Genomic DNA, 25,950 nt, shown 5'->3' with positions numbered 1-25,950 from the left:
TCCGAAGTCACCCGATCGAGAGTAACTGAAGCGCTTCAGTGATCGCCACGCTTTTCGGTCCCCGGAGCGGAATAGGCTTGACGCGTGAGCCAGGAGCGGGTACGTCGTCCCACCCTGGACACCATCGCGCGACAGGTCGGGGTGTCCAGGGCGACGGTGTCCAACGCCTACAACCGACCCGACCAGCTCTCGCCCCAACTGCGCGAACGCATCATCGCGACCGCCAAACAGCTCGGCTACGCCGGCCCGGACCCGGTCGCCAGGTCGCTGGCCACCCAGCGCGCCGGCTCGGTCGCGTTCATGCTCTGCGAGGGCCTGTCCTCGGCGTTCTCCGACCCGGCGCTGTGCATCCTGCTCGATGCCCTGGCCGCCACCGTCGACAGCGGGGACCGGGCGCTGCTGCTCCTGCCCGGGACCAACGACGCCGGCCCGAGGGCCGCCAGCGTCATCCGCGCACAGACCGACGTCGTCGTCGCGTACTCGCTGCCCGACGACGCCCCGGCCCTCCAGGCGGTGACCGACCGCAAGCTGCCGCTGGTGGTCATCGACCAGCCGGCCGTCCCCGGGGCGGCGAGCGTGCGGGTGGACGACTTCGGCGGCGCCCGTCTCGCCGCCCGGCACCTGACCGAACTCGGACACCGCCGCGTCGCGGTCCTGGGCTTCAGCCTCAGCGCCGACGGCTGGCGCGGCCCAGCGACACCCGAACGAGTGAGAACAGCGCACTTCCGGGTATCACTCGACCGCTATGCCGGATATCTGAAAGGGCTCGCTGAACAGGGTATTGTCGCCGACGAGGTGCCGCTCTGGGAGGCGCCGGGCAGTGTCCGGGAGTTGGGCAGGGAGGGCGCCAGGTGGCTGTTCGGGCTTCGGCCGAGGCCGACCGCGGTGCTGTGCATGTCCGACGAACTGGCGCTGGGCGCGCTCCGAGCCGCCGACGAGCTGGGGTTGGCCGTGCCTGGGGAGGTGTCGATCGTGGGCTTCGATGACACCCCCGCCGCGAGCTGGGGGGAGCCGTCGCTCACGACCGTCCGCCAGGACCTGGTCGAGAAGGGCAGACAGGCCGGCGCGCTGGCGCTGCGGATGCTCGACGGAGCAAGACCGGGCAGACCGGTCACCATCGGGGTAGAACTGCAGGTCCGAGGCTCGACCGGACCGGCACCGAGGTAGCCCCAGCCCAAATCACACCCCCGATCTGAGCGAATTCGGAAACGACAGAGGTCCTCCGAACGATCAGACCCAAGGGCAGCATCCTGCCGAAGGGCAGTGCGGCCCGCCATGCCCTCGTAGCTCAGCGGACAGAGCAGGAGCCTTCTAAGCTCTGGGTCGCAGGTTCGAGTCCTGCCGGGGGCGCTGGCTTGACCAGCGCGTTCCCGAGAAGTTGATCTTCTCGGGAACGCGTTCGGTGGTCTTGTGGCATCACTCGTGGCATACATTCGGGTGATGGGGAGTCATGACGACGCCGAACCGGCGCAGACGGGGGAACATCACGACGCTCCGTAGCGGAGCACGGAGGATTCAGGTCTACAACGGTCACGATCCGATCACCAAGCGTCCGATCTACGTGGGCGAGACCATCGAGGCCGGCACACCGAACATCGACAAGGTCGCCGAGCAGGCGCTCACCCGCTGGTTGAACCGGGTTGACGAGCAGCGGGCGCCGCGGACCACCGGGACGGTCAACCAGCTCATCGACGCCTACTTCGAGGTCGTCGACATCGATCGGGACACGATGCGTGGCTGGCAGGTCCAGGTATTCGAGAGGTTCTTCGCAGAGCCGCGGCGATGCCGCAAACACTGCGACCGGCGGCCCTGGGCGCGTTCGGGCGGGCCGTGGCCTGAGACTGACTGGGAGTCAACCCTCTCGGTCACGGGACGCCATGGCGGCCTGATTCAGTTACCCAGCGGTTCGGGCGGCTTGCCGACCGACTCGGTATCGAGACCACGCCGCACAAGCTCCGCCACTGAGTTGATCATGCGATAAGAAGACATCGCCAAAGCTGGAACCGCTTGTCAATACCTTGCCCGAATGTGTGCGATTAGGACATACGGGACATTCTAATCCGGCGCCCCGAACGCGCTGACCGCGTTGGACCTCGTCGCCGACTGGCCACCCCGCGCATGACAGCAGCCGCGCCAGCACCGCCTCCCACTCGGCCACACGCGAGCACCCGCTCAAGCGACGCCTCAGCCGACTCCGGAACCGACACCAAGACCATCTCACCCCGCCCTCGACAGCCGGTGTCGTGAGGAAAGGGGATGTAAGCGCGATGAAAGCGCCGCGGCCTAGCTTTGGTGGAGCCAGGGTCGCAGGCCGGGGTTGCGATTGATCGGGGGAGCCATGGTCAGTGACGCCACAGGAACGTCTCACAGAGTTGGCAACGTGGAGTTTCGGCTGCTCGGCTCGCTGGAAGTGTGGATCGATGAGCGGCGGTACCGGCTCGGGGGCAGTCGGCAGGAGAGGTTGCTGGCCGCGCTCCTGATCAACGCGAACAGTGTCCTGACCACCGCCAAACTGATCGACGTGCTGTGGGAGGGCTCCCCGCCCGAGACGGCTCAGCGGCAGGTGCACAACGCGATCGGAGCGTTGCGTCGCAGCCTCGGACCCGCCAGGACGATGATCGTCACCGACGGCCCCGGCTACCGGGCAGACGTGGCCGATGCCTGGATCGACGCGGCCCAGTTCGGTCACGCTGTCGACAGGGCACAGCGGGAGGCTGCGGCGGGCGACCGGAGTGCGGCTGTTCGCACTGTCTCCGAGGCGCTGCGGCTGTGGCGCGGTCCAGCGCTGGCCGGTCTGAGCGGCTACGCGATCGAGACGGCAGCAGCCCGACTCGGCGAACAGCGGCTGGCGGCCCTGGAGTTGCTCGCGGGCTGGAAGCTGGAGCGAGGTGAAGCGGCCAGCATCATCCCCGAATTGTCCGACGCCGTGGCCGAGCACCCGTTGCGGGAGAGCCTCCGGTGCCAGCTGATGCTGGTCCTGTGCCGGTCGGGACGGCAGTCGGAGGCGCTTGCCGTCTACGAGCAGGCACGGACCTTGCTGGCTGAGGAACTGGGTATGGATCCAGGCCCTGACCTGAGCCGGTTGCACCAGCAGATCCTGCGCAGCGACGCCGAACCGCTCACCGGCATGGCAGGGGGTTCGGCAGAAGTTGCCGTCAACCATGCCCCGGGCCCCGACCTCACGACGGCGACGGGCGGGCCCAATTTCCTGCCGTACGACATCATGGACTTCACCGGCCGGACCACGGAGATCGACCGGTTGTTGTCGACGACCGTGCCCGCGACCGGCACAGCTGTCCTCATCAACGCGCTCGACGGTATGGCTGGCACGGGCAAGACCGCGCTCGCGGTGCGGGTCGCCCATCTGCTCGCCGGTCACTACCCGGACGGGAAGCTGTTCCTCGACCTCCAGGGTCATACGCCGGGGCAGCTGCCGTTGTCCCCGGCTGCCGCGTTGGACCTGCTGCTGCGCTGTCTCGGCGTACCGGCCGAACGAGTCCCCGAAGGTGTGGTGCCACGGGTCGGACGATGGCGGTCGGAGTTGGAGGGCAAGCGGGTCTTGGTGGTGTTGGACAACGCGGAGAGCGCCGCGCAGGTGCGGCCGTTACTGCCGGGGACGTCCGGGACGAGAGTTCTCGTCACGAGCAGGCGCCGTCTCGGCGATCTGGAGGGTGCCTCTTCCTTATCTCTGGATGTGTTGCCACCCGATGATGCCGTGAACCTCTTCAGGCGGGTGGCTGGGCCACGGCGCACGGCGACCGAACCGGCGGAGGTCGACGAGGTCGTCGCACTCTGCGGGCACCTCCCGCTGGCCATCCGCATCGCGGCGTCGAGGCTCCACAACCGTCCCAGTTGGACGGTCGGGTACCTCGCGCGGCGGTTGCGGGATGGCGAGGACCGCCTTGACGAGCTCGCGACCGGCGACCGGAGTGTGCGCGAGGCCTTCATAGGCTCTTACCAGCACCTCACCGCCGAACAGCGTCGGAGGTTCCAGCTGCTCGGCCTGCACTCGGAGTCGGACTTCGACGTGCACGACGCGGCCAAGCTGCTGGCGACGACCGTCAGTGAGACGGAGCAACTCCTCGAAGACCTGCTGGACGTCCACCTCCTGTCACAGCAGACCGCCGGTCGCTACCACTTCTACCACCTGCTCCGTGAGTACGCGCGGGCCATGGTGGTCGAGACGAGCTCGGTTGTACCCGGACTGTCGCTCAACATCTGAGATCCCGGCGTGAGCACCGTCCTCATCCGAGGCAGCACCCTCAGCGGCCGTTCGGTTCGCTCCCGGGGCCAGGCAACCGTACGGGCGAACGCCGTGCGCGGTCCCGCCCGGCGCCGCAGCTCGGCCCAGTAGGGCGGCTCCGCGTCGGTGCGGGGGTCGAGCACGTCGGTGGTCATCGGGCGCCCACCGCGAGCCGGGGGACGGCCACGGTGTGGAGTTCGCGCTCGCGGAAGCCCAGGGACGTCTTCACGTCCACGAGTCCGCGGCCGGAGGTCAACTCGTCGCGCCCGGCCGAGATCAGGTGCCGGACGCAGCGCAGGTAGCAGTCGAAGTACAGGTTGTGCCTGCCGCCCTCGGCCGGGGCGAGTGCCGCCCAGTGCTGCAACACGATGCTGGACGGGTGGTCCAGCAGCGTGTTCGCGGCGAGCAGCGTGCCGTCGGCGTCGCGGTAGGTGAGCAGGCGGACGTCCTTCCGTCGCAGCAACTCGGCCAGGAACGCCCCGGCCACCGCAGTCCTCGGGTCTCGGGGCAGGCCGCCGAGACGGGCGCGGTGCCGGTTGATCAGCGTGGCCAGCTCGTGCGGGTCGGTGTCGGTACGCCCCCAGCCCTCCCGCACCTCCAGGGTGGGGTCGCGGTCGATCTTGCGGGCGTACCGCCGGATGCTGGTCCGCCGCGCCTTGCTCAGCGTGGCCAGCCAGTCGTCCTCCGTCGACCACTCGTTCGGCAGGACTGTGGTCGGGTCGTTGCGCCACGTGCGGCACAGCGGACGGTTCAGCACGGACACCGTGTCGGCGTACACCGGGCTGTAGGTGATGCCCATCAGCCCCGGCCCGACGTGCCGCAGCACCGCCCGCTCGAACGCGCGCACCGCCGCCCGCCTGCCGTCGTCGGTGAGGTCGGGGTCGAACACCACGGCCGGGTAGCCGGACAGCCACGGCGTGTACACCTCAGCCCACCGCGGCCACCCGCAGGCCGTCCGCGTGGTGGGCGTCGAGGCGTACCGGGGCTTCCTCCACCACGGACGGCAGATCAACACGGTGGCCGCCGCGGCGATGCGGTCGCCGTCCCGGACCACGCCGAGCACCGCCGGGTTGCGCGACATCCACGCCTCCAGCCGCATCAGCCCGTAGTCCCAGACCGCGTGCAGCCCGCACCGGGCCCCGAACTCCGCCCAGCCGCTCGGCTCGTCGTCCGCCCGGGGGTCGTGGACGCGGGCGGTGAGCGTCATGGCTCGACCACCGGCGTCCCGTGCCTCGGGCACAGTCCCGGGCGCCCGCTCCCGGCGATGACGTCCACCAGACGCGGAGAGCGCTGGCGCAGCAGCGTGTACGCCGCGCCCGCCGAGGTGGCGCGCAGGTACACTCGGCAGTGGTCCAGGTGCCACCGCCCGCACCCGCCGAGAGCGCCGAGCACCCCGAGCAGCGGATGCGCGATCAAGGCGACCGGCCCGACCGGGGACGGCAGGTCATCGGGAGCCCGGACCGGCGCGCGGGTCAAGCGGTGTGCCAGCAGCTCGGGCAGGGCGGCGGCGAGCTGGTCGAGGTCCTTGTCCCCGCCCACGGCGACAACCCGCTCGCCGCGCCGCAGGTGGTTCGCCACCTCGTCGAACACCCCGGCGTACGCCCCGCCCAGCCCGGCCGGGTCGAGTACGCAGGACCGGACGCCCTCGGGGAGGTCGACCGGCGGCCGCGGCGTCGTCGGGTCGACCACGGCGACCAGCGCGCCCGCGGTGACTGCCAGGTGCTCAGCGAGCACCGGACCCAGCCCCCGCCACGGATCGATGTCGGCGGGACCGCCCGCGAGCGGCACCAGATCCCCCACTCGCCCGGTGAGCGCGGACGGGACCACCGCGCCGCCGTCCACCGCGGCCTTCCCGGGAAGCAGGACGGGATCGGTGTGGCCGCCGAGGGCCCACAGCTCGCGGTAGAACGGAACCGTGGCGAAGGACGAGCGCACCACCCGCAGGTAGCCGCGCCGCCACCGCATCGTCCGCACCTGGTTCCACACGCGGCGGAGCGTGCCATCCGGGGGTCCGGGGGTCGGGCCAGGATGTCCGCTCCTTGTCCGGGTCCGCCGTCCACGTGTCCACTTTTGTGTCTGTTCCGGGCACATCCCCGCTCCCTGGCATCTGCCGCTTGTCCGGCCAAAAGTTCGATGTGTTCCATCAGCTACGCCCAGCCGCGCGGAACCGTGCGGAAATGGCTGCTGAACCACTTCCACCACAAACTCGCGTTCATGGTGTGTCCGACTTGAGCGAGTATCGGTCCCCTGTCCGACCGGGTGGACGAGTCAACCCGCCCGGTGTGTCAGACGGCGCGGGTCACGGTGTCGCCGCGGTGGAGGCCGGAGCGGTCTGGGGCGTCGGCTGGGTCGTGGCCGTTGGAGGTGGCGCGGTTGTGTTCGTCCACAAAGACCACGCGGGGGGTGAAGGCTCGGGCCTGGTCGACCGGGATCTGGGCGTAGGCGATGATGATCACCAGGTCGCCAGGGCTGATCAGGCGGGCGGCGGCGCCGTTGATGCCGATGACGCCGGTGTCGGGTGGGCCTTCGATGACGTAGGTGGACAGGCGGGCGCCGTTGTCGATGTCGACGATGTCCACCTTCTCGCCCGGGTAGAGGCCCGCCGCGTCCAGGAGGGTGCCGCAGATGGTCAGCGAGCCGACGTAGTGCAGGTCCGCCTGGGTCACCCTGGCCCGGTGGATCTTCGACTTCATCAGGGTCAGGTCCACGGTGGTCACCCCTCCCGCACGCTGATCGTCACGGCGGCCACGAGGTCATCCGCCAGTTTGTTCACCGCGGGCGCGGACGACTCGCGGAGGATCACGTGGCCCACCCTGGTGAACGTCTCGTAGTAGTTGCCGACGTCGTCGCCGGGGGCCAGGTAGCGGACTGTCTCCACCACGCCGGGCGGCTCCGGGACGTCCATGACACCGTCCAAGACGCCGCGCTCGCCGGTGGACAGGAAACGGATCGCCGCGGCGCCGTCGTGGGTTTCGGACAGGTCCGGTTCCCGGCCGATGGCGACCTGGAGGTAGGCACGGACCTCATTGACGCCGCGCGCGTACCGCAGCACTCGGACGATGTGGTCGCCGGGTGGCCGCGCCCCGATCTCGATGATCTTGGCGATACCGTTGTGGAGCTTCAACTCGGTGTGCGCGACGCCGTCGCGGAAGCCGAGGGCGGTCAGGCTGCGGCCGACCGCGTCGAGGACCGTAGCGCGCTCCGAGTCCGTCAGCGTGGCGGGCACCGTGTGCCCGGCTTCCTCCCGGGTGACGCCGCTGGTGGTGAACTTCTGCACGATGCCCAGGTGGTGCTGCGCTCCGCCCCTGATCACCGTCTCGACGCTGTACTCCTGTCCGTCGACGTACTCCTGGATCAGGATGCTGACGTCCAGAGGCAGGCCGTGCGGCAGCTCGGTCATCCACCGCTGCGCGTTGAGCACCGCGTCCGGCAGCGCGTCCGGCGAGTCCACCACCGAGACGCCGATCGAGTAGGCGTTCTCGGCGGGCTTGACGACGAGCGGGAAGTCCAGTCCCAGCTCGGTGATCCGCGCCCGCACGGACTCCAGGCCCGAGGCCAGCCACGTGCGCGGAGCGGGGACACCGTTCGCGCTGAGCACCTTGGCCATCAACGCCTTGTTGCGGCACGCGTCGGCCAGGTCGGGGTCGTGGCCGGGCAGGCCGAGCCGGGCGGCGACGCGGGTCGCGACGGGCGAGAGGAACTCCCACGCGCACAGCACGCCGCCGATGTCGTTGTCCCTGCCGTAGGCGACCAGCTCGTCCATCGCGGCTTGCCCGGCGAGGAAATTCGGGAAGATCGCGCCGGCGAACCGGTCGCGGAACTCCTTGCTGTAGTTGGCGAACACGTTGCGGTGGGTCGCCACGTGGACGGCCACGCCCAGTTCGTCGGCCGCGTTGAGGATCTCCTTGGCCGACGAGCTGTGCGCGCCGACCAGGAGGACGTTCCCGATCATGGTTTCCCCTTGTCTGTCAGTAGAAGTCGGTGTCGCCGCGCCTGCGGGCGCGGCGGGTCTGGCGGGCGACGGTGACCAGCGCGAGCAGCGCCCAGCCGAGTCCCACGCCGAGTTCGGCGGCCAGGTGGGCGAGCCACGGTTCGCCCGCGAGGGCGGCGCGGATCGCCTGGAGGCCGTGCCGGATCGGGAGCACGCTGCCCAGCGCGTCCGCCCAGCCGAGGACGCCGGGTGGGATCAGCACCCCGCCGACGGCGATGATCAGGTAGGACAGCCCGTTGCCGATGAGTTCGTCGACGCCCGCGCGGACGGCGAGCGCCGCGCACGCCAGCCCGGCCGCGGCGCTGGTGAGCACCACGACCGCGTACAGCGGCAACAGCGGGGCCAGCGCGAGGGAGGTGGCCGCGTTGCCGGTCACCGGTCCCACCACCAGCAGGCACAGCACGACCGCCACCAGAGCGTCGACCAGGTACGGCACGGTCCTGGTCGCCAGCACGACGATGGGCGACAGATGTCCGGTGTGGACACGCGGCAGCGTCCCGTACAGCTTGTCCCGCATCGGCATGTCCGACAGGCCCGTCGTGGTGCGGAGCGTCACGATCAGCGCCGCGGCGCCCACGAACGCGAACCTGGCGCCCTCCGCACCGCCGACGACCCGCCCCAGCAGGGTCAGGAACAGGCATTGCAGGACCGCGCGCGGCCACACCGTGGTGGCCAGGATGCGCGGCGGGTACTCGGCCAGGTAAAGCCGCACGCCCATCCGTACGGACTCCCCCGCCCGCCACAGGTCAGCTGTGGTCAACGGTCCCCCTCTCTCTCACCAGCCTGCCGATCCGCCCGAACAGCGCGATCCCGGCGCCCAGGTACCCAACGGTGAGCAGGACGACCGCCCCCAGCGCTGGCCAGTCCGGGGCGCCCTGCGCGGAGCCGGTCAGGAACCGCTGCGCCCAGTGCAGGCTCACCACCCACGCGGCGGGCCGCAGCCAAGCGGGGATCATGTCGACCGGGATCAGCAGCCCGGCCAGCAGGAACACCGGGTACATCAGCGCGCTGGACAGCTCGGGGCCGTGCCGGGTCATCAAGAAAAGGCAGGACAGCAACGTGCCCAGCGCCGTGCCGGAGGCCAGGACCGCCAGCAGTCCCACGGCGTACCAGCCCGGCTCGGCGACCGCGACCGGGCGACCGAGCAGCGCCAGGACGAGCGCGATGGTGGTCATGATGGTCGCCACGCTGCCCAGGCTCGCGCCGAACGCCTTGCCCACCAGCACGAGCCGCGGGTCGCGCACGCCGGTGAGGAGTGCGCCGATGGTGCCCTCCGCGCGCTCCCGCCGCAAGATCGCCGCCCCTCCCCACACCGTCGCGCCCCAGAACGCGGTGAGCAGCACACCGGTCGCGGACCTGGTCGTCGCTGCCGCCGAGCCGTCGGGCCACGCCCCCAGCGTGATCAGCAGGAACACCACGGGCTGGATCGCGGCGACGATCACCGCGACGCGCCAGCCCACCCGCATGGTCTGGAGCTGATGCCGCGCCCCAGTCCACAGCACCTCGGCGACGGCGCTCATCCGACCGCGCCCGCCAACCGGGCGAAGGCGTCGTCCACCCGGGACTCCCGGACCGCGCAGTCCAGCACGTCCGCGTCCGCCATGAACCCGCCGAGGTAGTCGAACGTCTGCCGGTCCCAGCCGCGCAGGTAGAAGGTGGCCTCCCACCCGCCGTCGACGTCGGCCACCTCCGACACCGTCACGCCGTCGGGCAGCGCGCCCGGTGCGGGCGGTCGGCCACGGCCGCGCACGGTGACCGTAGCGGTGTGGCCGACCTGCCGGACGAACTCCGGCAGCGGCAGGTCGTGGGTGATCCGGCCGCCGCGCAGCATCAGCACGCGGTCGGCCAGGCGTTCGACGTCCAGCAGGTTGTGGCTGGTCAACATGATCGCCGCGCCATCGGCGCGCAGGTCGGCGACCGCTGCGCGCAGCCGCTGCGCCTCCACTGGGTCGAGGCCGACGGTCGGCTCGTCCAGCAGCAGCACCCTGGGCCTGCCGATCAGCCCGATCGCGATGTGCAGCCGCTGCCGCATGCCCTTCGAGTACGTCTCGACGGCGCGGTCGGCCGCACCCGCCAGCCCGACCTGCTCAAGGGCGCCGGGCAGCCGCTGCCGCAGATCGCGTCGGCCGACCCCGGAGAGCATGCCGAAGAACCGCAGGTTGTCGCGCCCGGAGAGCCGGGTGTAGAGGCCGCGGTCGCCGCCGAAGATCACGCCGGTCGCCGCCCGCGCCCCGCGCGGGTCGGCGGCCACGTCGTGGCCGTTCACCAGCACGGTCCCCCGGGACGGCAGCAGCAGCGTCGAGAGGATCTTCGTCAGGGTGGTCTTTCCCGCCCCGTTGGTGCCGAGCACCGTCACCACCTCCCCCGCGCGGATCTCGAACGACACCGACTCCAGGGCGGTGACGCGGGCCCGCTTCACGTCGAACCACCGCGCCACCCCCTCGGCGGCGACCACCGGCTCAGCCATCGACCCGGGACATCCGGCGCACCAGGCTGGCCGGGCGCATGTCGGTCCAGTGCTTCTCGACGTAGTCCAGGCACTCGTCGCGGCCAGCGGGGCCGTGCGCGGTCCGCCACCCGGCGGGCACCTCGGCGAACGAGGGCCACAACGCGTGCTGGTTCTCGTCGTTCACCACGACCAGGAAGACGCCGTCGGGGTTGTCGAAGGGGTTGGTCATCGTGGTTCCTTCCTCAGGTGGGCCGCGAGCACGGACCCGATGGACACCAGCGACTCCGGCCGTGCCAGGTCGGCGTGCGCGCAGTCGACGGAGTGGTTGTCGAGGACGCCCGTGACGTGGGGCAGCCACGCCTGGTGCGCCTCGGGAGAACTGCTGTGGGCCGCGGTGAAGAACAGGATGTCGCCGTCGTGGACGCCGGGCCGGTGCGCGGCGAGCGCGAAGTTGTTCACCGCGACGTCCACGATGGCGGCCACCCGGGACTCGGCCATCCCGGACAGCGGGCCCCGCTCGGCCAGGAGCCGGGCGGCGGACACGCGGTCGCTCGGGGTGTGCTCCTGGGAGACACCCAGGTCGTCGAACAGCTCCGCCAGCGGGGACTGCCCGCCGGAGGTGACCGGGTAGGCATCCAGCAGGGCGAGCAATGAGACTTTCTGGCCCGCTTGGCGGAGCAGGTCGGCCATCGCGTGCGCCACCAGCCCGCCGAACGACCATCCGAGCAGGTGGTACGGCCCTTCCGGCTGGACAGCGCGGATCTCGGCCACGTAGTCGGCGGCCATGTCCCACAGGTCCGCGGGCAGCTCGGCCGGACCGTCCACGCCTCGCGCCTGGAGCCCGTACAGCGGCCGGTCCCCCACGTGGTCGCGGAGTCCCGCGTAGACCCAGCCGAGCCCGACGCCCGGGTGCACGCAAAACAGCGAAGGGAGGGCGCCGGTGGTCTTCAGCGCTACCAGCACGCCGCCGTCGTCGGGGGACGCGGATCGGTCGAGCACGGCGGCCATCGCCGCGGGGGAGTCCGCGTCGAACAGCGTCCGCAGGGGCAGGTCGACACCGAGTTCGGCGCGGACCAGCCCGACCAGCCGGATCGCCAGCAGCGAGTCTCCCCCGGACTCGAAGAACCCGCTGTCCACCGCGACCCGGTCGACTCCGAGAACCCGTGCGAACAGGGCGCACAGCCGCTCCTCGCGGCGCGACCTCGGGTCACGGCCCGCGGCCGGGGCGGGCGCGGGCAGGGCGCGCACGTCGAGCTTTCCGTTGCCGGTCAACGGAAGTTCGTCCAGCACGACGAACGCGGAGGGCACCATGTAGCCGGGCAGCACGGCAGCAACGTGGTCGCGCAGCTCGCCTGGCTCGACGTCGCCGACGACGTACCCGACGAGTTTGCCGTCCCGCACCACGACCGCCGCCTCCCGCACGCAGCGCTGTTCAGCCAGCCGGGCGCGGACCTCGCCCGTTTCCACCCGAAAGCCGCGGAGCTGCACCTGGTCGTCGGTCCGGCCGAGGTACTCCAGCGCGCCGTCCGCCCGGTAGCGCACCAGGTCGCCGGTGCGGTACATCCGCCCGCCGTCCGCGTGCGGGTCGGGCACGAACCGGGCGGCGGTCAGCCCGGAGCGCCGGTGGTAGCCGCGCGCGCATCCCGCGCCAGCCAGGTACAGCTCGCCCGCCACGCCGACGGGGACCGGCCGCAGCCGCGAGTCGAGGACGGCGGCCGCGGTGTTACGGATCGGCGCGCCGATGGACGGGTCGTCGCCGGCCACCTCGCGGCCGTGGCTGTCCACTGTGAACTCGGTAGGGCCGTAGTAGTTGTGGCCGGTCGTGTGCGGCGCGGACGCCACCGCCCGCCACAGCGGGGCCGGGACGTCCTCGCCGCCCAGCATCAGCACCCGAGGCGGGCGCGGACCGTCCAGCAGACCGGCCTCCAACAGCAGCCGCGCGTACGACGGCGTCACGTCGAGCAGGTCGATCCGGTGTTCCCGGACGTGGGCGACCAGCGCGCCCGCGTCCCGCCGCACGTCGTCGCCGATCAGGTGCAGCTCGTGGCCCGAGACCATCGCCAGCAGGCCCTCCCAAGCCGTGTCGAACGCGAGCGACGCGGTCAGCGCGACCCGCATGCGCTCCGGACCGGGGAACAGCACGGCCGCGTGGTCGTCGAACAGGTTGGCCAGGCCGCGGTGCCGCACGACCACGGCTTTGGGTCGTCCCGTCGAGCCGGAGGTGTAGAGCAGGTAGGCGGCGTTGGCCGGGTCCGGCCGCACGTCCGGGTCGTCGTCGCGGCTGCTCGCCTGCCGGTCCAGCGCGGACAGGGTCAGCGCGGGCTGGGCGTCGTCCAGGAGGGCCGCGATCCGGGGCGCGGGTTGGTCCGGGTCGATGGGCAGCGCGGCGGCGCCCGACTTCAGGACGCCGAACAGCGCGACCACAGCGTCGGCCGAGCGCGGCAGCGTCAGCGCCACCACGTCCTCCGGACCGATCCCCTGGGCGGCCACGGCGTGCGCGACGCGGTTCGCCCGCGTGTTCAACTCGCGGTAGGACAGCGACACATCGCCGCACACCAGGGCGACCTCGTCCGGGGTGCGCAGCACCCGCGCGGCGAACCGGTCGGTGAGCAGGCCGTCGATCTCGCCATCGGCGCCCACGGCACGCGCCACCGCGGCGGGCTCGGGCAGCTCGCTGCCGGCCGCGGCGGCGGCCAGCATGGAGGCGTACCGGGCGGCGATCGCCTCGGCCCTGGTGGCGTCGACGCCGTTGCAGTTCATCGTCAGGCCGATCGCCGGGTCGGCGCTGTCGTCCAGGCCGCCAACCGAGAAGTCCGCGGCGAGGGCGACGTCCATGCGTTCGGTGAACTGGCGGTCGAGCACGTCCACGTCCCGCAGGCCCCGATAGACATGGAAGCGGGTGAAGTTGAACAGCGTGTCGAACAGCCGTCCGCCCAGGTCCTGTTCGACCCGGGCCACCGGGTACCTGCGGTGCGGCAGCAGGCGGCGCTCCGCGTCGAACGCGGCCAGCGCCAGGTCCGGCCACGACGCACGCCGGGTGTCCAGCCGCAGCGGCTGGGTGTTGAGGAACTGGCCCAGCACCCGGTCCCCGTCCGCGGTCTCCAGCCGCCCATTGGCCACCAGTCCGGTCACCACGTCCGGCGTCCCGAGCAACTCGCCCACGACGTGGAGGTGCACCGCCAGCAGCACGCTCTTGAGCGGCACCGACGCGGCCCGCGCGACCCGCCACAGCCCGGCCGAGGTCTCGGTGTCGACCGGCACGCGGATCATCCGGTGCCCGCCGTCCCCGGCCGGGAGCCGAGCCGTGGGCATCCCGCTCAGCTCCGCCTGCCAGAACTCGGCGCTGTCGGCGTCGGCCAGGCCGCGCCGCTCGGCGGCCACGTAGTCGCGGAAGGTGGCGGCCAGCGGGTCGGCGGGCGTCGCGTCTCCGGCGAGCACGGCCCGGTAGCGCTCGAACAGCTCGGTGAGCAGGGCGGCGACGCTCCACCCGTCGACGACGCTCTCGTGCAGCGTGAGGGTGAACTGGAACGTGTCGTCGGACCGGCGGTGCACGGCCATCCGCAGCAGCGGGGCCTGGGTCCGGTCGAACCGGTCGCGCAGTTCGGCGGCGGTGAACTCGGCGAGCCGTTCGCGCTGCTGGCCCTCGGTCAGCCCGCGCAGGTCCTCGACGCGCAGCGGAACCTTCGCCAGCCGGTGCACCAATTGGAGCGGCTCGCTGTAGGTGGTCAGATCGAACGACGTGCGCAGCATCGGGTGCCGCTCCGCGAGTCCCGCCAGCGCCGTCCGCAGCGCGGGCACGTCCAGCGGGGCGCGCAGGTGAGCGCCGTGGAGGTTGTGGAACATCGGCAGTTCGGGGTTCAGCTCGCTGTGGAACAGCACCCCTAGCTGCATCATCGTGGGCGGGTAGGCGTCGACCACGTCATCGGGCAGCCACTCCCGGTCGCGTGGGCTGACCAGGTCGAACGGCGCGGTGGGCGCGTCCTCGTCCGCGACCGGACCGACCGCGGCGGCCAGGGCCCTGACCGTTTGGTGGTCGAACATCTGCTGGACAGACACTCGGACGCCCCGGCGCTGCGCCTCGACCCGGACCCGGATGCTGCGGATCGAGTCGCCGCCCGCCGAGAAGAAGTTGTCCTCGACGCCGACCTCAACCCCGAGGACCTCCCGCCACACCTCGGCGAGCACGCGTTCGGTCGCCGAGGCGGGCGGCACGTACTCCGTTCCCGGGGGTCGGACGCCGGGCGCGGGCAGCGCGGCGCGGTCGAGCTTTCCGTTGGAGGTGCGGGGGAACTCGGTCATGGCCACAAACCCGCTCGGTACCAGGTACGAGGGCAGGCGCTCGGCCAGGAACTCACGCAGGCCCTCCGGCGGCCCGACGACGTAGGCCAGCAGCCGCCGGTCTGCCTGCTCGTCCTCCCGGACGACCACGGCCGCGTCGCGCACCTCCGGGTGCTCGCGGAGAACGGCTTCGACCTCCCCGGTCTCGACCCGGTGGCCCCGGATCTTCACCTGGTGGTCGGCGCGGCCCAGGAACTCGAGTGTCCCGTCGGGGTTCCACCGCGCCCGGTCGCCGGTCACGTAGAGGCGCTCACCGGACCCGAACGGGTGTGGCACGAACCGCGTCGACGTCAGCGCCGCCCGCCGCAGGTAACCGCGGGCCAGTGCCGGGCCGCCCAGGTACAGCTCGCCGGGCGCGCCGACGGGCGCGGGCCGCAGGCGCTCGTCCATCACGAAGACCTGGTAGCCGGGCAGCGGGCCGCCGATCGACGGCTTCCCCTCACCCGCCCGGACCGCGGTGGCGTTGACCGTGCACTCGGTGGGGCCGTAGATGTTGTAGGCGGCGGTCGCGGTCGTGTCGCCGAGCCGGGTCCACTGGTCGGGTGTCATCTCCTCGCCCGCGACGAGGAGCAGCGCGGGGGCCGCGTCGAGCAGTCCGCCGTCCAGCAGCGGCCTGAGCTGGGACGGCGTGCAGTTGAGCACGTCGATCCGGTGGTCGCGCACGTAGTCGACGAGCAGCAAGTCGTCCTGCCGGGTCCGGTCCGGCAGCACGTGCAGGGTGTGCCCGGTGAGCAGGAACGCGAGTTGCTGCACGGAGGCGTCGAAGAACAGCGCGCAGTTGACCGCGACATCGGCGGGCCCGGTGATGTGGTGGCGGTGGATCGCCTGCCGCATCGCGGTTTCCAAGTGCGCCACCGCGCGGTGTTCGACCTGGACGCCTTTGGGCCGTCCCGTCGAGCCCGAGGTGTAGATCACGTACGCGAGGTTCGCCGGGGTGGCCGCCGCGGTGGGGTTCGCGCGGTCGGGCAGATCGTCCACGGTGACGACGTCGTGGTCGGGGAACTTGGGCGCGAGCGCGGTGTCGGTCAGCACCTGGGTGACTCCGGCGTCGGCCAGCATGAACGCGATCCGCTCGGCGGGTAGCGCGGGGTCGAGCGGCAGGTACGCGCCGCCCGCCTTGAGCACGCCCAGCAGCCCGGCGACCAGGTCGGCCGACGGCGCCAGGCACAGCCCGACCGCCTCGTCCGGCTGGGCCCGCAGGCATCCGGCGATCCGGTCGGAGCGGGCATCGAGTTCGGCGTAGGTGAGTCGGTCCTGCCCTGCGACCAGCGCGGTCCGGTCCGGGGTGCGGCGGGCTTGGGCGGCGAACAGCCCGTGGAAGGTGTCGGTGCGCTCGTCCCCGGCCACGCCGGAGAACGACAGCAGGGTGCGGTGTTCCCGCTCGCCGACGACCTCCAGGTCGCCCAGCCCGGCCAGGCGCCCGGCCAGCACGGTCTGGAGCCGTTCCAGCCATAGCTCGGCGTACGCGGGCTCGTGGTGCACGGTCAGCACGATGTCGTCGGCACGACGGAGGCAGGAGAGCCGGACCGCGCCGTCCTCGTCCGCCGCCACACCCGTCACGGTTACCGCGCCCGCGCCGGACACGTCGGCGAAGTCGAACAGCGCGGGGAAGCAGGTGGTGTCCGGCCCGACGGCGCTGGCGAACTCGTCCCAGTCGAAGTGCTCCTGCCAGCGCGTCGCCACCTCGAGCGCCACGCTCAGGTCGGGCTGGGGGACGCACCGCACCGGCACGTGCCGGGTGAGCGGTCCGATCGCCCGCACCAGTTCGGCGTGCCGCCGCCCGTCCTGGGCGACGCCCACCACGAGATCCGGCCGTCCGGTCGAGGCGCGCAGCACTTCCTGCCAGCAGCCGAGGAGCACGGTCTCCGCGTCCGCGCCGAGCCGGGCCGAGACGGCCGCGCCGAGGACGGCCCGCGCCCGCACCGGCTCTACGAGAGGACCGGCGAACCCGGCGCGGTCGCACCGCGCGGCCACCGCGGCCCAGTGCGCCCGTCCCAGGGCGGCGTCGTCGTCGCCGGACTCCAGCGTCTCGTGCAGCCATTCGGCCAGGTCGGCGTACTGCGGCGGCTGGACGGGGGCGATCCCGGCCAGTTCGTCGCCCAGTTCCCGCGCCAGCACGCCCAGCGACGCGGCGTCGGCGGCCAGCGGCGACAGGGTGATCTCCCAGCCGGACCGGGTGCGCTCGACCCGGTACGCGGGCTCGTCGCCGATCACCTGCACAGCCATGTCCATCGCCGCGGGCACGGGGAACGTGGTGCGCAGGATCTCGTGCCGGTCGGCGATCCGGCGCAGCGCAGCGAGCACGGCCGAGTCCGGCACGTCATCCACGCGCAGGGTGAGCCGCACGTCCGGGCCGCCCAAGGTCCACAGCCGCTGCTGCACAGGGGAGAGCCGGTAGCCCTCCACTCCGGTCGTCGTCATGCCCCGCCCTCCTCCCTGGCCATCGACACGACCACCCGGCGTGTCCCGGTGAAGGGCGCGCGGGCGTGCGCGGCGAGCATGTTGTCCAGCAGCAGGACGTCGCCCTCTTCCCAGGGGAACGACACCGTCGCCGCCCGGTAGGCCGCCCGCAGCCCGGCCATCACGTCGGGTTCGACCTCCGTGCCGTCGCCGTAGAAGGTGTGCGTCGGCAGGTCTTCCGGGGCGAGTTCGGCGGTCAAGGCGTCCCGCAGCGCCGGTTCCAGCGTGTCGACGTGGAAGAACGTGGCGTGGTTGAACCACACCTGCTCGCCGGTGACGGGGTGGCGGGCGACCGGCGATGCGACCCGGCGGGTGCGCAGCCGGTCGGGGCCGAGCCACTCGGCGACCATGCCCGCGCTCGCGCAGTAGGCGTCTACCTCAGTGCTGTCGGTGGTCTGGAACGACGTCTGCCAGGGCAGCCCGAACCCGCCGCCGTAGTTGCGGACGTACTGCACCTTCCTGTGCACCAGCGTTTCCCGGATGTCGGGGTCGATCAGCCGCAGCACCTCGCGGGTGTCGGCGATCGGGGTGGCGCCCCCGGTCTCGGCGGCGGTGAGGCAGCAGAACGCGATCCGCATCGGCCACCGGTGCGAATAGGACATCTCGTTGTGCGGGAAGATCGCCTGGTCGGCCGGGTGGTCGGTAGAGGTGAACACGCTCCCCGAAACCCGGCTGCGCGGCGAGGACCGCTCGTGCTCGGCGACCAGCTCGGTGTACATCGCGGTCATGAAGCCCTGGAAAGCCTCGGCGGACGGCACCCCGAACCCGCGGAACAGCACGCCGCCGTCGCTGTGCAGGGCGGCTTCCACGGTGTCGCGGTGGGCCACTGCCCACGCGGTCAGGTTCACCCCCCGCACCGTGGGCCGCGCCACCAGAGGCAGCCGCCGGTCGGCGCGGAGCGGAGTGAACCGCACCAGTTCGTCGGGCACGGCGCGCCTGCGGACTCGCCCCGGCGCGGCTGACTTCGGTGTCGTGCTCACTGCTCCCCCTTGTCCCGTCCGGTCGCCGCGCGGCGGCGGGCCCGGCTCAGTCGGGCCGCGCCCGCCCGGTCGTCGTGGTGTCCGGCCTGTCTCAGCGCCGAGAGGCGGGTGTCCGGCGCGGACGCCCCCCGGTCGAGCACGGCGGTCAGCGCGGCCAGCAAGCCGGAGACCGTGACGGCCTCGAACAGGTCCGCGTCGTACTCGGCGGACAGGCGCAGCCCATCCGGTGCCTCCGCGGCACGCACGTTCAGGTCGACCTGGGCGGTGCCGCGGTGCTGTTCGATCGGCTCCAGGGCCAGTCCGGGCAGCCGCAGGTCCTCGTCCGGCACGTTCTGCAGGACCAGCTTCGTCTGGAATGCCGGGGCACGGTTCGGGCGCAGCGCGTCCACCATCCGGGCGTACGGCAGCTCCTGGTGCGCGTAGGCGTCCAGGGTCACCTCGCGGACCCGGTCGAGCAGCTCGCCGAAGGTAGGATCGCCGGTCAGGTCGATCCGCAGCGGGAGCTGGTTGACGAAGAAGCCGATCAGCGCCTCCCAGTCCGCCCGGTCCCGGCCTGCGACGTCGGTGCCCACCACGATGTCGTCCTCGGCGGTCCGGTCGCGGAGGACGATCGCGAACCCGGTCAGCAGTGCCATGAATAGGCTCGCCCGGTGGTTCGCCGCCAGGTTCTTCACCGCGTGGCACACCTCGGGCGGCAGGGTCGCCGCGGCCACGGCCGCCGGTCGCCTCCCGCGTTCCCTGCCGGGGGCAAGGTCGAGCACCGTGGCACTCGCCATGCGCGTGCGCCAGTGGTCGACCAGCGTCTCCAGGCGGCCACCGAGCCGAGCGGCCTGCACACGCGCGTAGTCCGCATACTGGGTGTCCAGTTCCGGCAGCGGCGACGGCTCGCCCCGGGTGAACGCGGCATACAGGGCGGTCAGCTCGCGCATGAGGACGCGGATCGACCAGGCGTCGCACGCGATGTGGTGCATCACCAGCACGGCCATCCACTCGTTGGGGCCGGTCCGCGCCACCGCGGCCCGCAGCAGCTGCCCGGCCGTGAGGTCGAACGGTCGGGCGACCGAGTCGACAGACGGTTCCAGCACGCTGTCGGGCACGGCGACGACCCGGGGCACGGGCTCGCCGTCGACCACGTCGATCGCCGTGCGCAACACCTCGTGCCGGCGCACGACCTCCCGCAGCGCGCGGTCCAGCGCGGCCACGTCCAGGTCACCCGTGAGCCGCAGCGCGTAGCGCTCGTTGTAGGCGACGCCACCGGGGGCGAGCTGGTCGAGGAACCACAGGCCGCGCTGCCCGTAGGACAACACGTTCCGGCCGTCCGTCGCCCGGTCGGCCACGGTCCGCCCCGCCTCGACCAGCGCCGCGAGCCCGGCGACCGTCGGCGCGTCGAACAGGTCGCGGACGGTCAGCTCGACGTCGAGCACCCGCCGGACGCGCGCCATGATCCGGGTCGCGGACAGCGAGTCGCCGCCCACGGCGAAGAAGTCGTCGTGCACGCCGATCCCGTTGTGCCGCAGCACCTCCGCCCAGATCTCGACGAGCGTCCGCTCGGTGTCGGACCCGGCGGGGACCACGGCCTGCCGATCGGGCACGAGCCGGGCCAGCGCGCGCCGGTCGACCTTGCCGTTGGCGGTCGACGGCAGCACGTCCAACGCGACGAACGCCGAGGGCGTCACAGCGGCCGCCAGCCTCCGCCTGGCGTGCCCACGCAGGTCGTCCGGGTCGGCGTCGCCCACGTAGAAGGCGACCAGCCCGCTGTCCCCGGCCACCACGACGGCCTCGCGCACCGCGTCGTGGCGGCGGAGCACGGCTTCGATCTCGGCGGGCTCCACCCGCACGCCGCGGACCTTGAGTTGCTGGTCGGCCCGGCCGAGCAGCTCCATGCGGCCGTCCGGCAGCAGTCGGGCCAGGTCGCCGGTGCGGTACAGGCGTCCTCCGGTGCGGAACGGGTCGGGGACGAACCGCGCCGCGGTAGTGGCGGGGTCGTTCGCGTAGCCGCGGGCCACGCCTTCGCCGCCGACGTACAGCTCGCCGGGCCAGCCCACCGGGGCCCGCCGGAGCGCGGGGCCCAGGATGTGGACGCGCGTCCCGTCCAGGGGTTGTCCGATCGGGACGATGCCTGCGCCGTGGGTGACATCGGCGGAGGTCGCGTCCCAGGCTTCTGTTGCGCCGTAGACGTTGACGAGGCGGGCGGACGGCAGGCGGGCGGCGAACGCGCGGCGCAGGTCGTCGGGCAGCGGCTCGCCGCTGGTCTGCCAGAGCACCAGGCGCGGCAGCCGTTCGGCGAGGTTCGGGTGTGCGTCGAGCATCATCCGCAGCAGGGAGGGCACCAGCAGCACCCGGCTCACCCAGTGTTCGGCGAGAAGCGCGGTCAGACGGTACGGGTCGCGGGCGTCATCCTCCGCGACGACGACCGACGGCACCCCGGCGAGCAGTGTCCCGAAGACCTCCCACAAGGAGTCGACGAACCCCGAGGGGGTCTTCAGGCAGCCCACCTCGTCCGGCTCGAACGGGTGCGCCCGCCACGACCAGGCCAGCCGGTTGACGATCTGTCGATGCGGCAGGCCGACCGCCTTGGGCCGCCCGGTCGTGCCAGAGGTGAACACCAGGCAGGCGAGTTGGTCCGGGTCGGACGGGCAGGCCGTGGCCTCGGCGCGGGCGGACAGGTCGACGCGGACCACCGGGCCGTCCATGGCCACGTCGCCGGTGGTCACCACCACGTCCGCCCGCGCCGCCGTCAGCAGCTCCGCGCGGCGGGCAGCGGGCTCCGGGTCGACCACGGCGTACACGCCGCCCGCCTTCAGCACCCCGAGCATCCCGACCACGGTCTCGACGGAGCGCCGCAGCACCAGGCCGACCACGGTCTCCGGCCGCACCCCCGCCGCGCGCAGCCTCGACGCGAGCGCGTTGGAGCACTCGTCCAGCTCGCGGTAGGTCATCCGGAGGTCGCCGGACACCAGGGCCACCGCGTCGGGGCGGCTGGCGGCGCGCGCGGCGAACAACTCGGGGATGGTACGCCCGGAGAACGTCGGCTCCACGACGGCGGGGGTTTTCGGAACGGGGAGGGGCAGCCGGTCGTGGCGGGAGGTCGGTTCGTCGACCATGACCGCCAGCACGGTCGCGTAGTGGCGGGCGATGTCGGCGATCTGCTCCGCGCCCAGCCTGCCCGGCTTGTGCTGAAGCCGCAGCCGCACCGCGCCGCTCACCGGGTGGATGCTGAACTCGGTGAACAGCGGGAAGTTCGTGCCGTCGAACCCGGCCGAGTCGACCAGGTCCACACCATCGAGCTGCCCGTAGACGTGGAAGTGCACGAAGTTGAACACCGTCTCGAACCGCGTGCCCGCGCGGACGGTCGGGTGATGGCGCGCGGCCAGACCTGTGCGCTCCGCGGCGAAGGCGTCGCGCGCCAGCGACTCCCACGAGCCGTGGGCCATCCGCGCAGCCACCGGCAGCACGGTCAGGAACTGGCCGAGCACCCGGTCCCCGTCGGTCTCCTCAAGCCTGCCGTTCGTGACCAGCCCGGTGGCGACGTCGGCCCGCCCGGTCACCAGGCTCAGCACCCGCAGGTGCGCGGCCAGCAGGACGCTCTTGAGCGGCACCCCGGCCTGCTCGGCGAGCCGCCGCAGCTCAGCGGAGATACCCTCCCGCAGGGGCACGTCCACCAGCCCGGGGCCGGGCTCGCCCCACGGCGGCGGCAGCGGGGTCGAGGTCACCTCGGCCGGTTCCCCGGCGGCGTCGGCGAGTTCGCACGCCACGAAGTCCCGGTAGGTGCTCGCCGGGGCGGGCGCGTCCGGCCACGGTTCGCCGTCCCGCCTGCTCGCGTAGGCCTCGAACAGCTCGGTCAGCAGTGACGCCACGCTCCAGCCGTCCAGCACCAGCGCCAGGCTGCTCAGGGTGAACTGGAAGGCGTCCGGGCCGCGCAGGTGGACGTGCGCCCGCACGAGCGGCGGCTCGGCGAGGTCGAACGGCCGTCCGCGCTCCCGCTCGACCCACTCGGCGATCCGCCCGTCCTGGTCCGCCGCGCCGGTCAAGTCGTCGACGGTGAACGGCACGGTGGCCGTCCGGTGCACGAGCTGCACCGGACGCGAGTAGTCCGCCAGGCTGAACGACGTCCGCAGCGCGGGGTGCCTGCCCGCCGCCCAGACGAGCGCGTCGACCAGCGCGTCGCGGTCGAAGCGGCCGCGCAGGTGGAAGCTCAGCACCAGGTGGTGGGTGGCGGGGTCGCCCTCCAGCTCGCGGTCGAACACCATGCCCGCCTGGGTGGCCGACAGCGGGTAGGCGTCCTCGATCCCGGGGGGCGTCTCCTCGTGGACCAGGTCGAAGGGGGCGGTCCGGGTGCTCGGGGCCGCTGCGGTGTCGCCCGCCGCGGCGAGCCCGCGCACCGTCTGGTGCTCGAACAGGTCGCGCACCGACAGGCCGATGCCCTCGTCCCTGGCCATCGACACCACCCGGATCGTCCGGATCGAGTCGCCGCCCAGGGCGAAGAAGTTGTCCTCCGCACCGACCCGCTCCAGGCCGAGCACGTCCCGCCAGATCGCGGCGAGCGCCGTCTCCCTCGGCCCGGTGGGTGGCACGAAGTCGCCGACCTCGGGCCGGGTGTCGTCCGGGACGGGCAGAGCGCGCCGGTCGAGCTTGCCGTTCGGAGTGAGCGGCAGGGCGGGCACGAACACAAAGACCGCGGGCACCAGGTGGTCGGGCACCCGGTCCCGCAGCTCGGCGCGGACGCGGGTGATGGTGGTTCCGCCGACCAGGTAGGCGACCAGCCTGGGCATCCCGTCGCGGTCGGGGACAGTCGCCACCGCCGCGTCGTCGACGCCCGCACACCGGGTCAGCGCCGCCTCCACCTCGCCGGGCTCGACGCGGTGGCCGCGCACCTGGACCTGGCGGTCCACCCGGTCCAGGTACTCGATCCGGCCGTCGGGCAGGTGGCGGGCGCGGTCGCCGGTCCGGTAGAGGCGCCGCCCCTCGGCGAACGGGTCCGGCACGAACCGCTCGGCCGTCAGACCTGGCTTGCCCAAGTAGCCACGCCCCACGCAGACACCGCCGATGTACAGCTCGCCGGGCACGCCGACCGGCACCGGGCGGAGGTGGCCGTCGAGCAGGTGGACGCGGGCGTTGGCCATCGGCGTCCCGATCGGCACCATCGCCAGGTCGTCGTCGGCACGGCACTGCCACGCGGTGACGTCGATCGACGCCTCGGTCGGCCCGTACACGTTGTGCAGGATCGGGCCGAGCACGTCGAGCGCGCGGCGTTCCAGTACCCGGGGCAGGCGCTCGCCGCCGGAGAACACCTGCCGCAGGCTCCCGCACTCCCGCACCCCCGGCTCGGCCAGGAACGGTCCGAGCAGCGACGGCACGAACCGCAGCCGGGTCGCGCCGTGCCGGATCACCGCGTCCACCAGGTACGCCGGGTCGCGGTGGGCGTCCGGCCTGGCCACCACCACGCAGCCGCCGACCAGCAGCGGCGCGAAGATCTCCTCGATGGAGGTGTCGACGCTGAACGGGGTCTTGAACAACGGCCGGTCGGCGGCGTCGAACCCGTAGGTGTCGCACAGCCAGGTCAGCCGGTTCAGCATCCCCTCGTGCGTGCCGACCACACCCTTCGGGGCGCCCGTCGACCCGGACGTGTAGATCACGTACGCGAGGCTCGGGCCGGTAACGTCCGCGGCGGGCGCGGTGTCCGCCGGGTCGGCCTTCGGGTCCACCCGGACCACGGAGGCGACGTGCCGTTCGGACACCAGCACCCGTGCGCCCGTGTCTCGCAGCAGGTACGCCACCCGTTCCGCTGGGTACTCCGGTTCCAGAGGCAGGTATCCGCCGCCTGCCTTGAGCACCGCCAGCAGGGCGACGATCTGATCGGCGGAGCGGTCCAGCAGCACGCCGACCGGTGATTCCGGGCCGACTCCGGCCGCGCGCAGCCGGTGCGCCAGCCCGTTCGCCCGTCGCACCAGGTCGCCGTACGTCACGGAGCCGTCGTCGGTCTCGACCGCCACCGCGTCCGGGGTCCGCGCTGCCTGCGCGTCGATCCTGTGGTGCACGAGGAGCGAGGTGTCCAGCGGGGCGTCGGTGTCGTTCCAGGAGGCGATGAGCGCCCGCTCGTCCGCGCCGGTCTGCTCGAAGGTCCACACGGGACGGTCGAGGTCGGCGGTGAGCGCGGTCATGGTGTTGCGGAGGTGGCCGAAGAACCGGGTGATGGTGGTGTCGTCGAACAGGTCGGTGGCGTACTCGACGGTCACGGTCAGCTCGCCGTCCTGGTCGTAGACCATCAGGGTGAGGTCGAACTTGGCCGTGCCGTTGTGCATCTCCACGTCCGAGACGACCACGTCGGGGGTGGCCGGGGTGGGCATCGGCGCGTTCTGGAGCACCAGCAGCACCTGGAACAGCGGGGTTCGGCTCGGGTCGCGGTCCGGGGCGAGGTCGTCCACCAGCCGCTCGAACGGGACGTCCTGGTGGTCGTATGCGCCCACCGTGGCCTCGCGGACGCGCCCGAGCAGGTCGCGGAAGGTCGGGTCGCCGGACAGGTCCGTGCGCAGCACCAGGGTGTTGGCGAAGTACCCGATCAGGTTCTCGAGTTCGGGCCTGGTCCGGTTGGCGATCGGCGTGCCGACACACACGTCCGCCTGCCCGGAATAGCGGGCCAACACCACGTTCAGGGCCGCGAGCAGCGTCATGAACAGGGTCACCCGTTCCGAGCGCGCCACCGACTCCAGCGCGGCCACCAGGTCGCGGCCGACGATGAACCGCTGCCTGCGCCCGATGCCCGAGCGCCGCACCGGGCGCGGCCGGTCGGTGGGAAGGACGAGCAGGGCGGGGGCGCCCACCAGGCGTTCCCGCCAGTAGGCGAGCTGTCGGTCGGCCGTGGGGCCGTCCGCCTGGGCCCGGTGCCAGTGCGCGTAGTCGGCGTACTGGACCCGCAGGGGCGGCAGCGGATTCGGCTGATCGGAGGTGAACGCCCGATACAGGGCGGTGATCTCGGTGACGAGGACGCCGAGCGACCAGCCGTCCGCGGCGATGTGGTGCAAGGTCAGGACGAGCACGTGGTCGTGCTCGGCCTTGCGCAGCAGCAAGGTCCGCAGCAGCGGCCCTGTCGCCAGGTCGAACGGGAGCCGCGCCTGCTCTCCCGCCGCCGCCACCTCATCGACCACGTCCACGACCGGCAGCGGCCGGGGGCTCGGGGGCTGGACGACCGGCGTCACCGCCCCGTCGGAGAGGGCGTAGGTGGTGCGCAGGATCTCGTGCCGCTCCACCACCGTGTCGATCGCGCGACTCAGGGCGTCGACGTCGAGTGCGCCGACCAGCCGCACCGCGACATACACGTTGTAGACGGGTTGGGCAGGCTCGTACTGGTCCAGGAACCACATCCGCTGCTGCGCGGCCGACAGCGGGTCCGCCCCGGCGGGACGCCGCGGGATCGCCCCCGACCGTTCCCGCACCAACTCCGCCATCAGCGCACGTCGGGCGAGGGACAGAGTGGCCATGCGCGCGTTCC

14 protein-coding genes and 1 tRNA gene are annotated in these 25,950 nt (G+C 72.4%); 4 read left to right on the top strand and 11 right to left on the bottom strand.

The window, feature by feature from the left end; translation table 11 throughout:
- The first annotated feature begins 84 nt into the window (after positions 1-84).
- From BLA60_RS12460 to BLA60_RS12445, 4 genes are all read left to right on the top strand, one after another.
- The gene (locus tag BLA60_RS12460) at positions 85-1,167 is read left to right on the top strand and encodes a LacI family DNA-binding transcriptional regulator (RefSeq protein WP_075132957.1); all 1,083 of its coding nucleotides are present in this window, start codon (positions 85-87) and stop codon (positions 1,165-1,167) included.
- 110 nt (positions 1,168-1,277) lie between these two features.
- Positions 1,278-1,350: transfer RNA gene (locus BLA60_RS12455), tRNA-Arg, on the top strand.
- Positions 1,351-1,450: 100 nt separating this feature from the next.
- Positions 1,451-1,981: a hypothetical protein gene (locus BLA60_RS12450; RefSeq protein WP_154814297.1), complete on the top strand. Its 531-nt coding sequence runs from the start codon at positions 1,451-1,453 to the stop codon at positions 1,979-1,981.
- A gap of 399 nt (positions 1,982-2,380) precedes the next feature.
- Positions 2,381-4,222 (top strand): AfsR/SARP family transcriptional regulator, encoded by a 1,842-nt coding sequence (locus tag BLA60_RS12445; protein ID WP_075132955.1) that lies wholly within the window; start codon positions 2,381-2,383, stop codon positions 4,220-4,222.
- A 172-nt stretch (positions 4,223-4,394) separates the two neighbouring features.
- Here BLA60_RS12445 and BLA60_RS12440 read toward each other — a convergent pair whose 3' ends face one another.
- The 11 genes from BLA60_RS12440 to BLA60_RS12390 form a co-directional block, all read right to left on the bottom strand.
- Positions 4,395-5,450 (bottom strand): GNAT family N-acetyltransferase, encoded by a 1,056-nt coding sequence (locus tag BLA60_RS12440; protein WP_075132954.1) that lies wholly within the window; start codon positions 5,448-5,450, stop codon positions 4,395-4,397.
- Positions 5,447-6,208 (bottom strand): hypothetical protein, encoded by a 762-nt coding sequence (locus BLA60_RS12435; protein ID WP_154814296.1) that lies wholly within the window; start codon positions 6,206-6,208, stop codon positions 5,447-5,449. Before BLA60_RS12435 ends, BLA60_RS12440 begins: the two co-directional genes overlap by 4 nt.
- 320 nt (positions 6,209-6,528) lie before the next feature.
- Positions 6,529-6,960 (bottom strand): aspartate 1-decarboxylase, encoded by a 432-nt coding sequence (gene panD, locus BLA60_RS12430; protein ID WP_425427051.1) that lies wholly within the window; start codon positions 6,958-6,960, stop codon positions 6,529-6,531.
- Complete coding sequence (locus tag BLA60_RS12425; RefSeq protein ID WP_075132953.1) at positions 6,957-8,195, bottom strand: ATP-grasp domain-containing protein; 1,239 nt, start codon at positions 8,193-8,195, stop codon at positions 6,957-6,959. Before BLA60_RS12425 ends, panD begins: the two co-directional genes overlap by 4 nt.
- Positions 8,196-8,211: 16 nt before the next feature.
- The gene (locus tag BLA60_RS12420) at positions 8,212-8,994 is read right to left on the bottom strand and encodes an ABC transporter permease (RefSeq protein ID WP_154814295.1); all 783 of its coding nucleotides are present in this window, start codon (positions 8,992-8,994) and stop codon (positions 8,212-8,214) included.
- On the bottom strand, positions 8,981-9,754 hold the full coding sequence (locus tag BLA60_RS12415) for an ABC transporter permease (protein WP_075132952.1): 774 nt from the start codon (positions 9,752-9,754) through the stop codon (positions 8,981-8,983). Before BLA60_RS12415 ends, BLA60_RS12420 begins: the two co-directional genes overlap by 14 nt.
- Positions 9,751-10,701 (bottom strand): ABC transporter ATP-binding protein, encoded by a 951-nt coding sequence (locus tag BLA60_RS12410; RefSeq protein WP_084734867.1) that lies wholly within the window; start codon positions 10,699-10,701, stop codon positions 9,751-9,753. Before BLA60_RS12410 ends, BLA60_RS12415 begins: the two co-directional genes overlap by 4 nt.
- Entirely contained in the window at positions 10,694-10,912 is a 219-nt protein-coding gene (locus BLA60_RS12405) for an MbtH family protein (RefSeq protein ID WP_075132951.1), read from the bottom strand. The genes BLA60_RS12410 and BLA60_RS12405 overlap by 8 nt, the downstream gene beginning before the upstream one ends.
- On the bottom strand, positions 10,909-17,442 hold the full coding sequence (locus BLA60_RS12400; RefSeq protein ID WP_075132950.1) for an amino acid adenylation domain-containing protein: 6,534 nt from the start codon (positions 17,440-17,442) through the stop codon (positions 10,909-10,911). The genes BLA60_RS12405 and BLA60_RS12400 overlap by 4 nt, the downstream gene beginning before the upstream one ends.
- Positions 17,439-18,461 (bottom strand): TauD/TfdA family dioxygenase, encoded by a 1,023-nt coding sequence (locus BLA60_RS12395; RefSeq protein WP_075132949.1) that lies wholly within the window; start codon positions 18,459-18,461, stop codon positions 17,439-17,441. Before BLA60_RS12395 ends, BLA60_RS12400 begins: the two co-directional genes overlap by 4 nt.
- Positions 18,458-25,939 (bottom strand): amino acid adenylation domain-containing protein, encoded by a 7,482-nt coding sequence (locus BLA60_RS12390; RefSeq protein ID WP_154814294.1) that lies wholly within the window; start codon positions 25,937-25,939, stop codon positions 18,458-18,460. The genes BLA60_RS12395 and BLA60_RS12390 overlap by 4 nt, the downstream gene beginning before the upstream one ends.
- Positions 25,940-25,950: the final 11 nt, after the last annotated feature.

The sequence above is a fragment of the Actinophytocola xinjiangensis genome (assembly GCF_001921215.1).
Taxonomy (GTDB): domain Bacteria; phylum Actinomycetota; class Actinomycetes; order Mycobacteriales; family Pseudonocardiaceae; genus Actinophytocola; species Actinophytocola xinjiangensis.
This window is presented reverse-complemented; position numbering and strand designations above follow the sequence as displayed.

Bases quoted from the DNA above. Each gene is read 5' to 3' on its own strand.
- BLA60_RS12450 (WP_154814297.1), top strand. From the start codon at position 1,451: ATGACGACGCCGAACCGGCGCAGACGGGGGAACATCACGACGCTCCGT.
- BLA60_RS12440 (WP_075132954.1), bottom strand. From the start codon at position 5,450: ATGACGCTCACCGCCCGCGTCCACGACCCCCGGGCGGACGACGAGCCG.
- BLA60_RS12435 (WP_154814296.1), bottom strand. From the start codon at position 6,208: ATGCGGTGGCGGCGCGGCTACCTGCGGGTGGTGCGCTCGTCCTTCGCC.
- BLA60_RS12425 (WP_075132953.1), bottom strand. From the start codon at position 8,195: ATGATCGGGAACGTCCTCCTGGTCGGCGCGCACAGCTCGTCGGCCAAG.
- BLA60_RS12415 (WP_075132952.1), bottom strand. From the start codon at position 9,754: ATGAGCGCCGTCGCCGAGGTGCTGTGGACTGGGGCGCGGCATCAGCTC.
- BLA60_RS12410 (WP_084734867.1), bottom strand. From the start codon at position 10,701: ATGGCTGAGCCGGTGGTCGCCGCCGAGGGGGTGGCGCGGTGGTTCGAC.
- BLA60_RS12405 (WP_075132951.1), bottom strand. From the start codon at position 10,912: ATGACCAACCCCTTCGACAACCCCGACGGCGTCTTCCTGGTCGTGGTG.
- BLA60_RS12400 (WP_075132950.1), bottom strand. From the start codon at position 17,442: ATGACGACGACCGGAGTGGAGGGCTACCGGCTCTCCCCTGTGCAGCAG.
- BLA60_RS12390 (WP_154814294.1), bottom strand. From the start codon at position 25,939: ATGGCCACTCTGTCCCTCGCCCGACGTGCGCTGATGGCGGAGTTGGTG.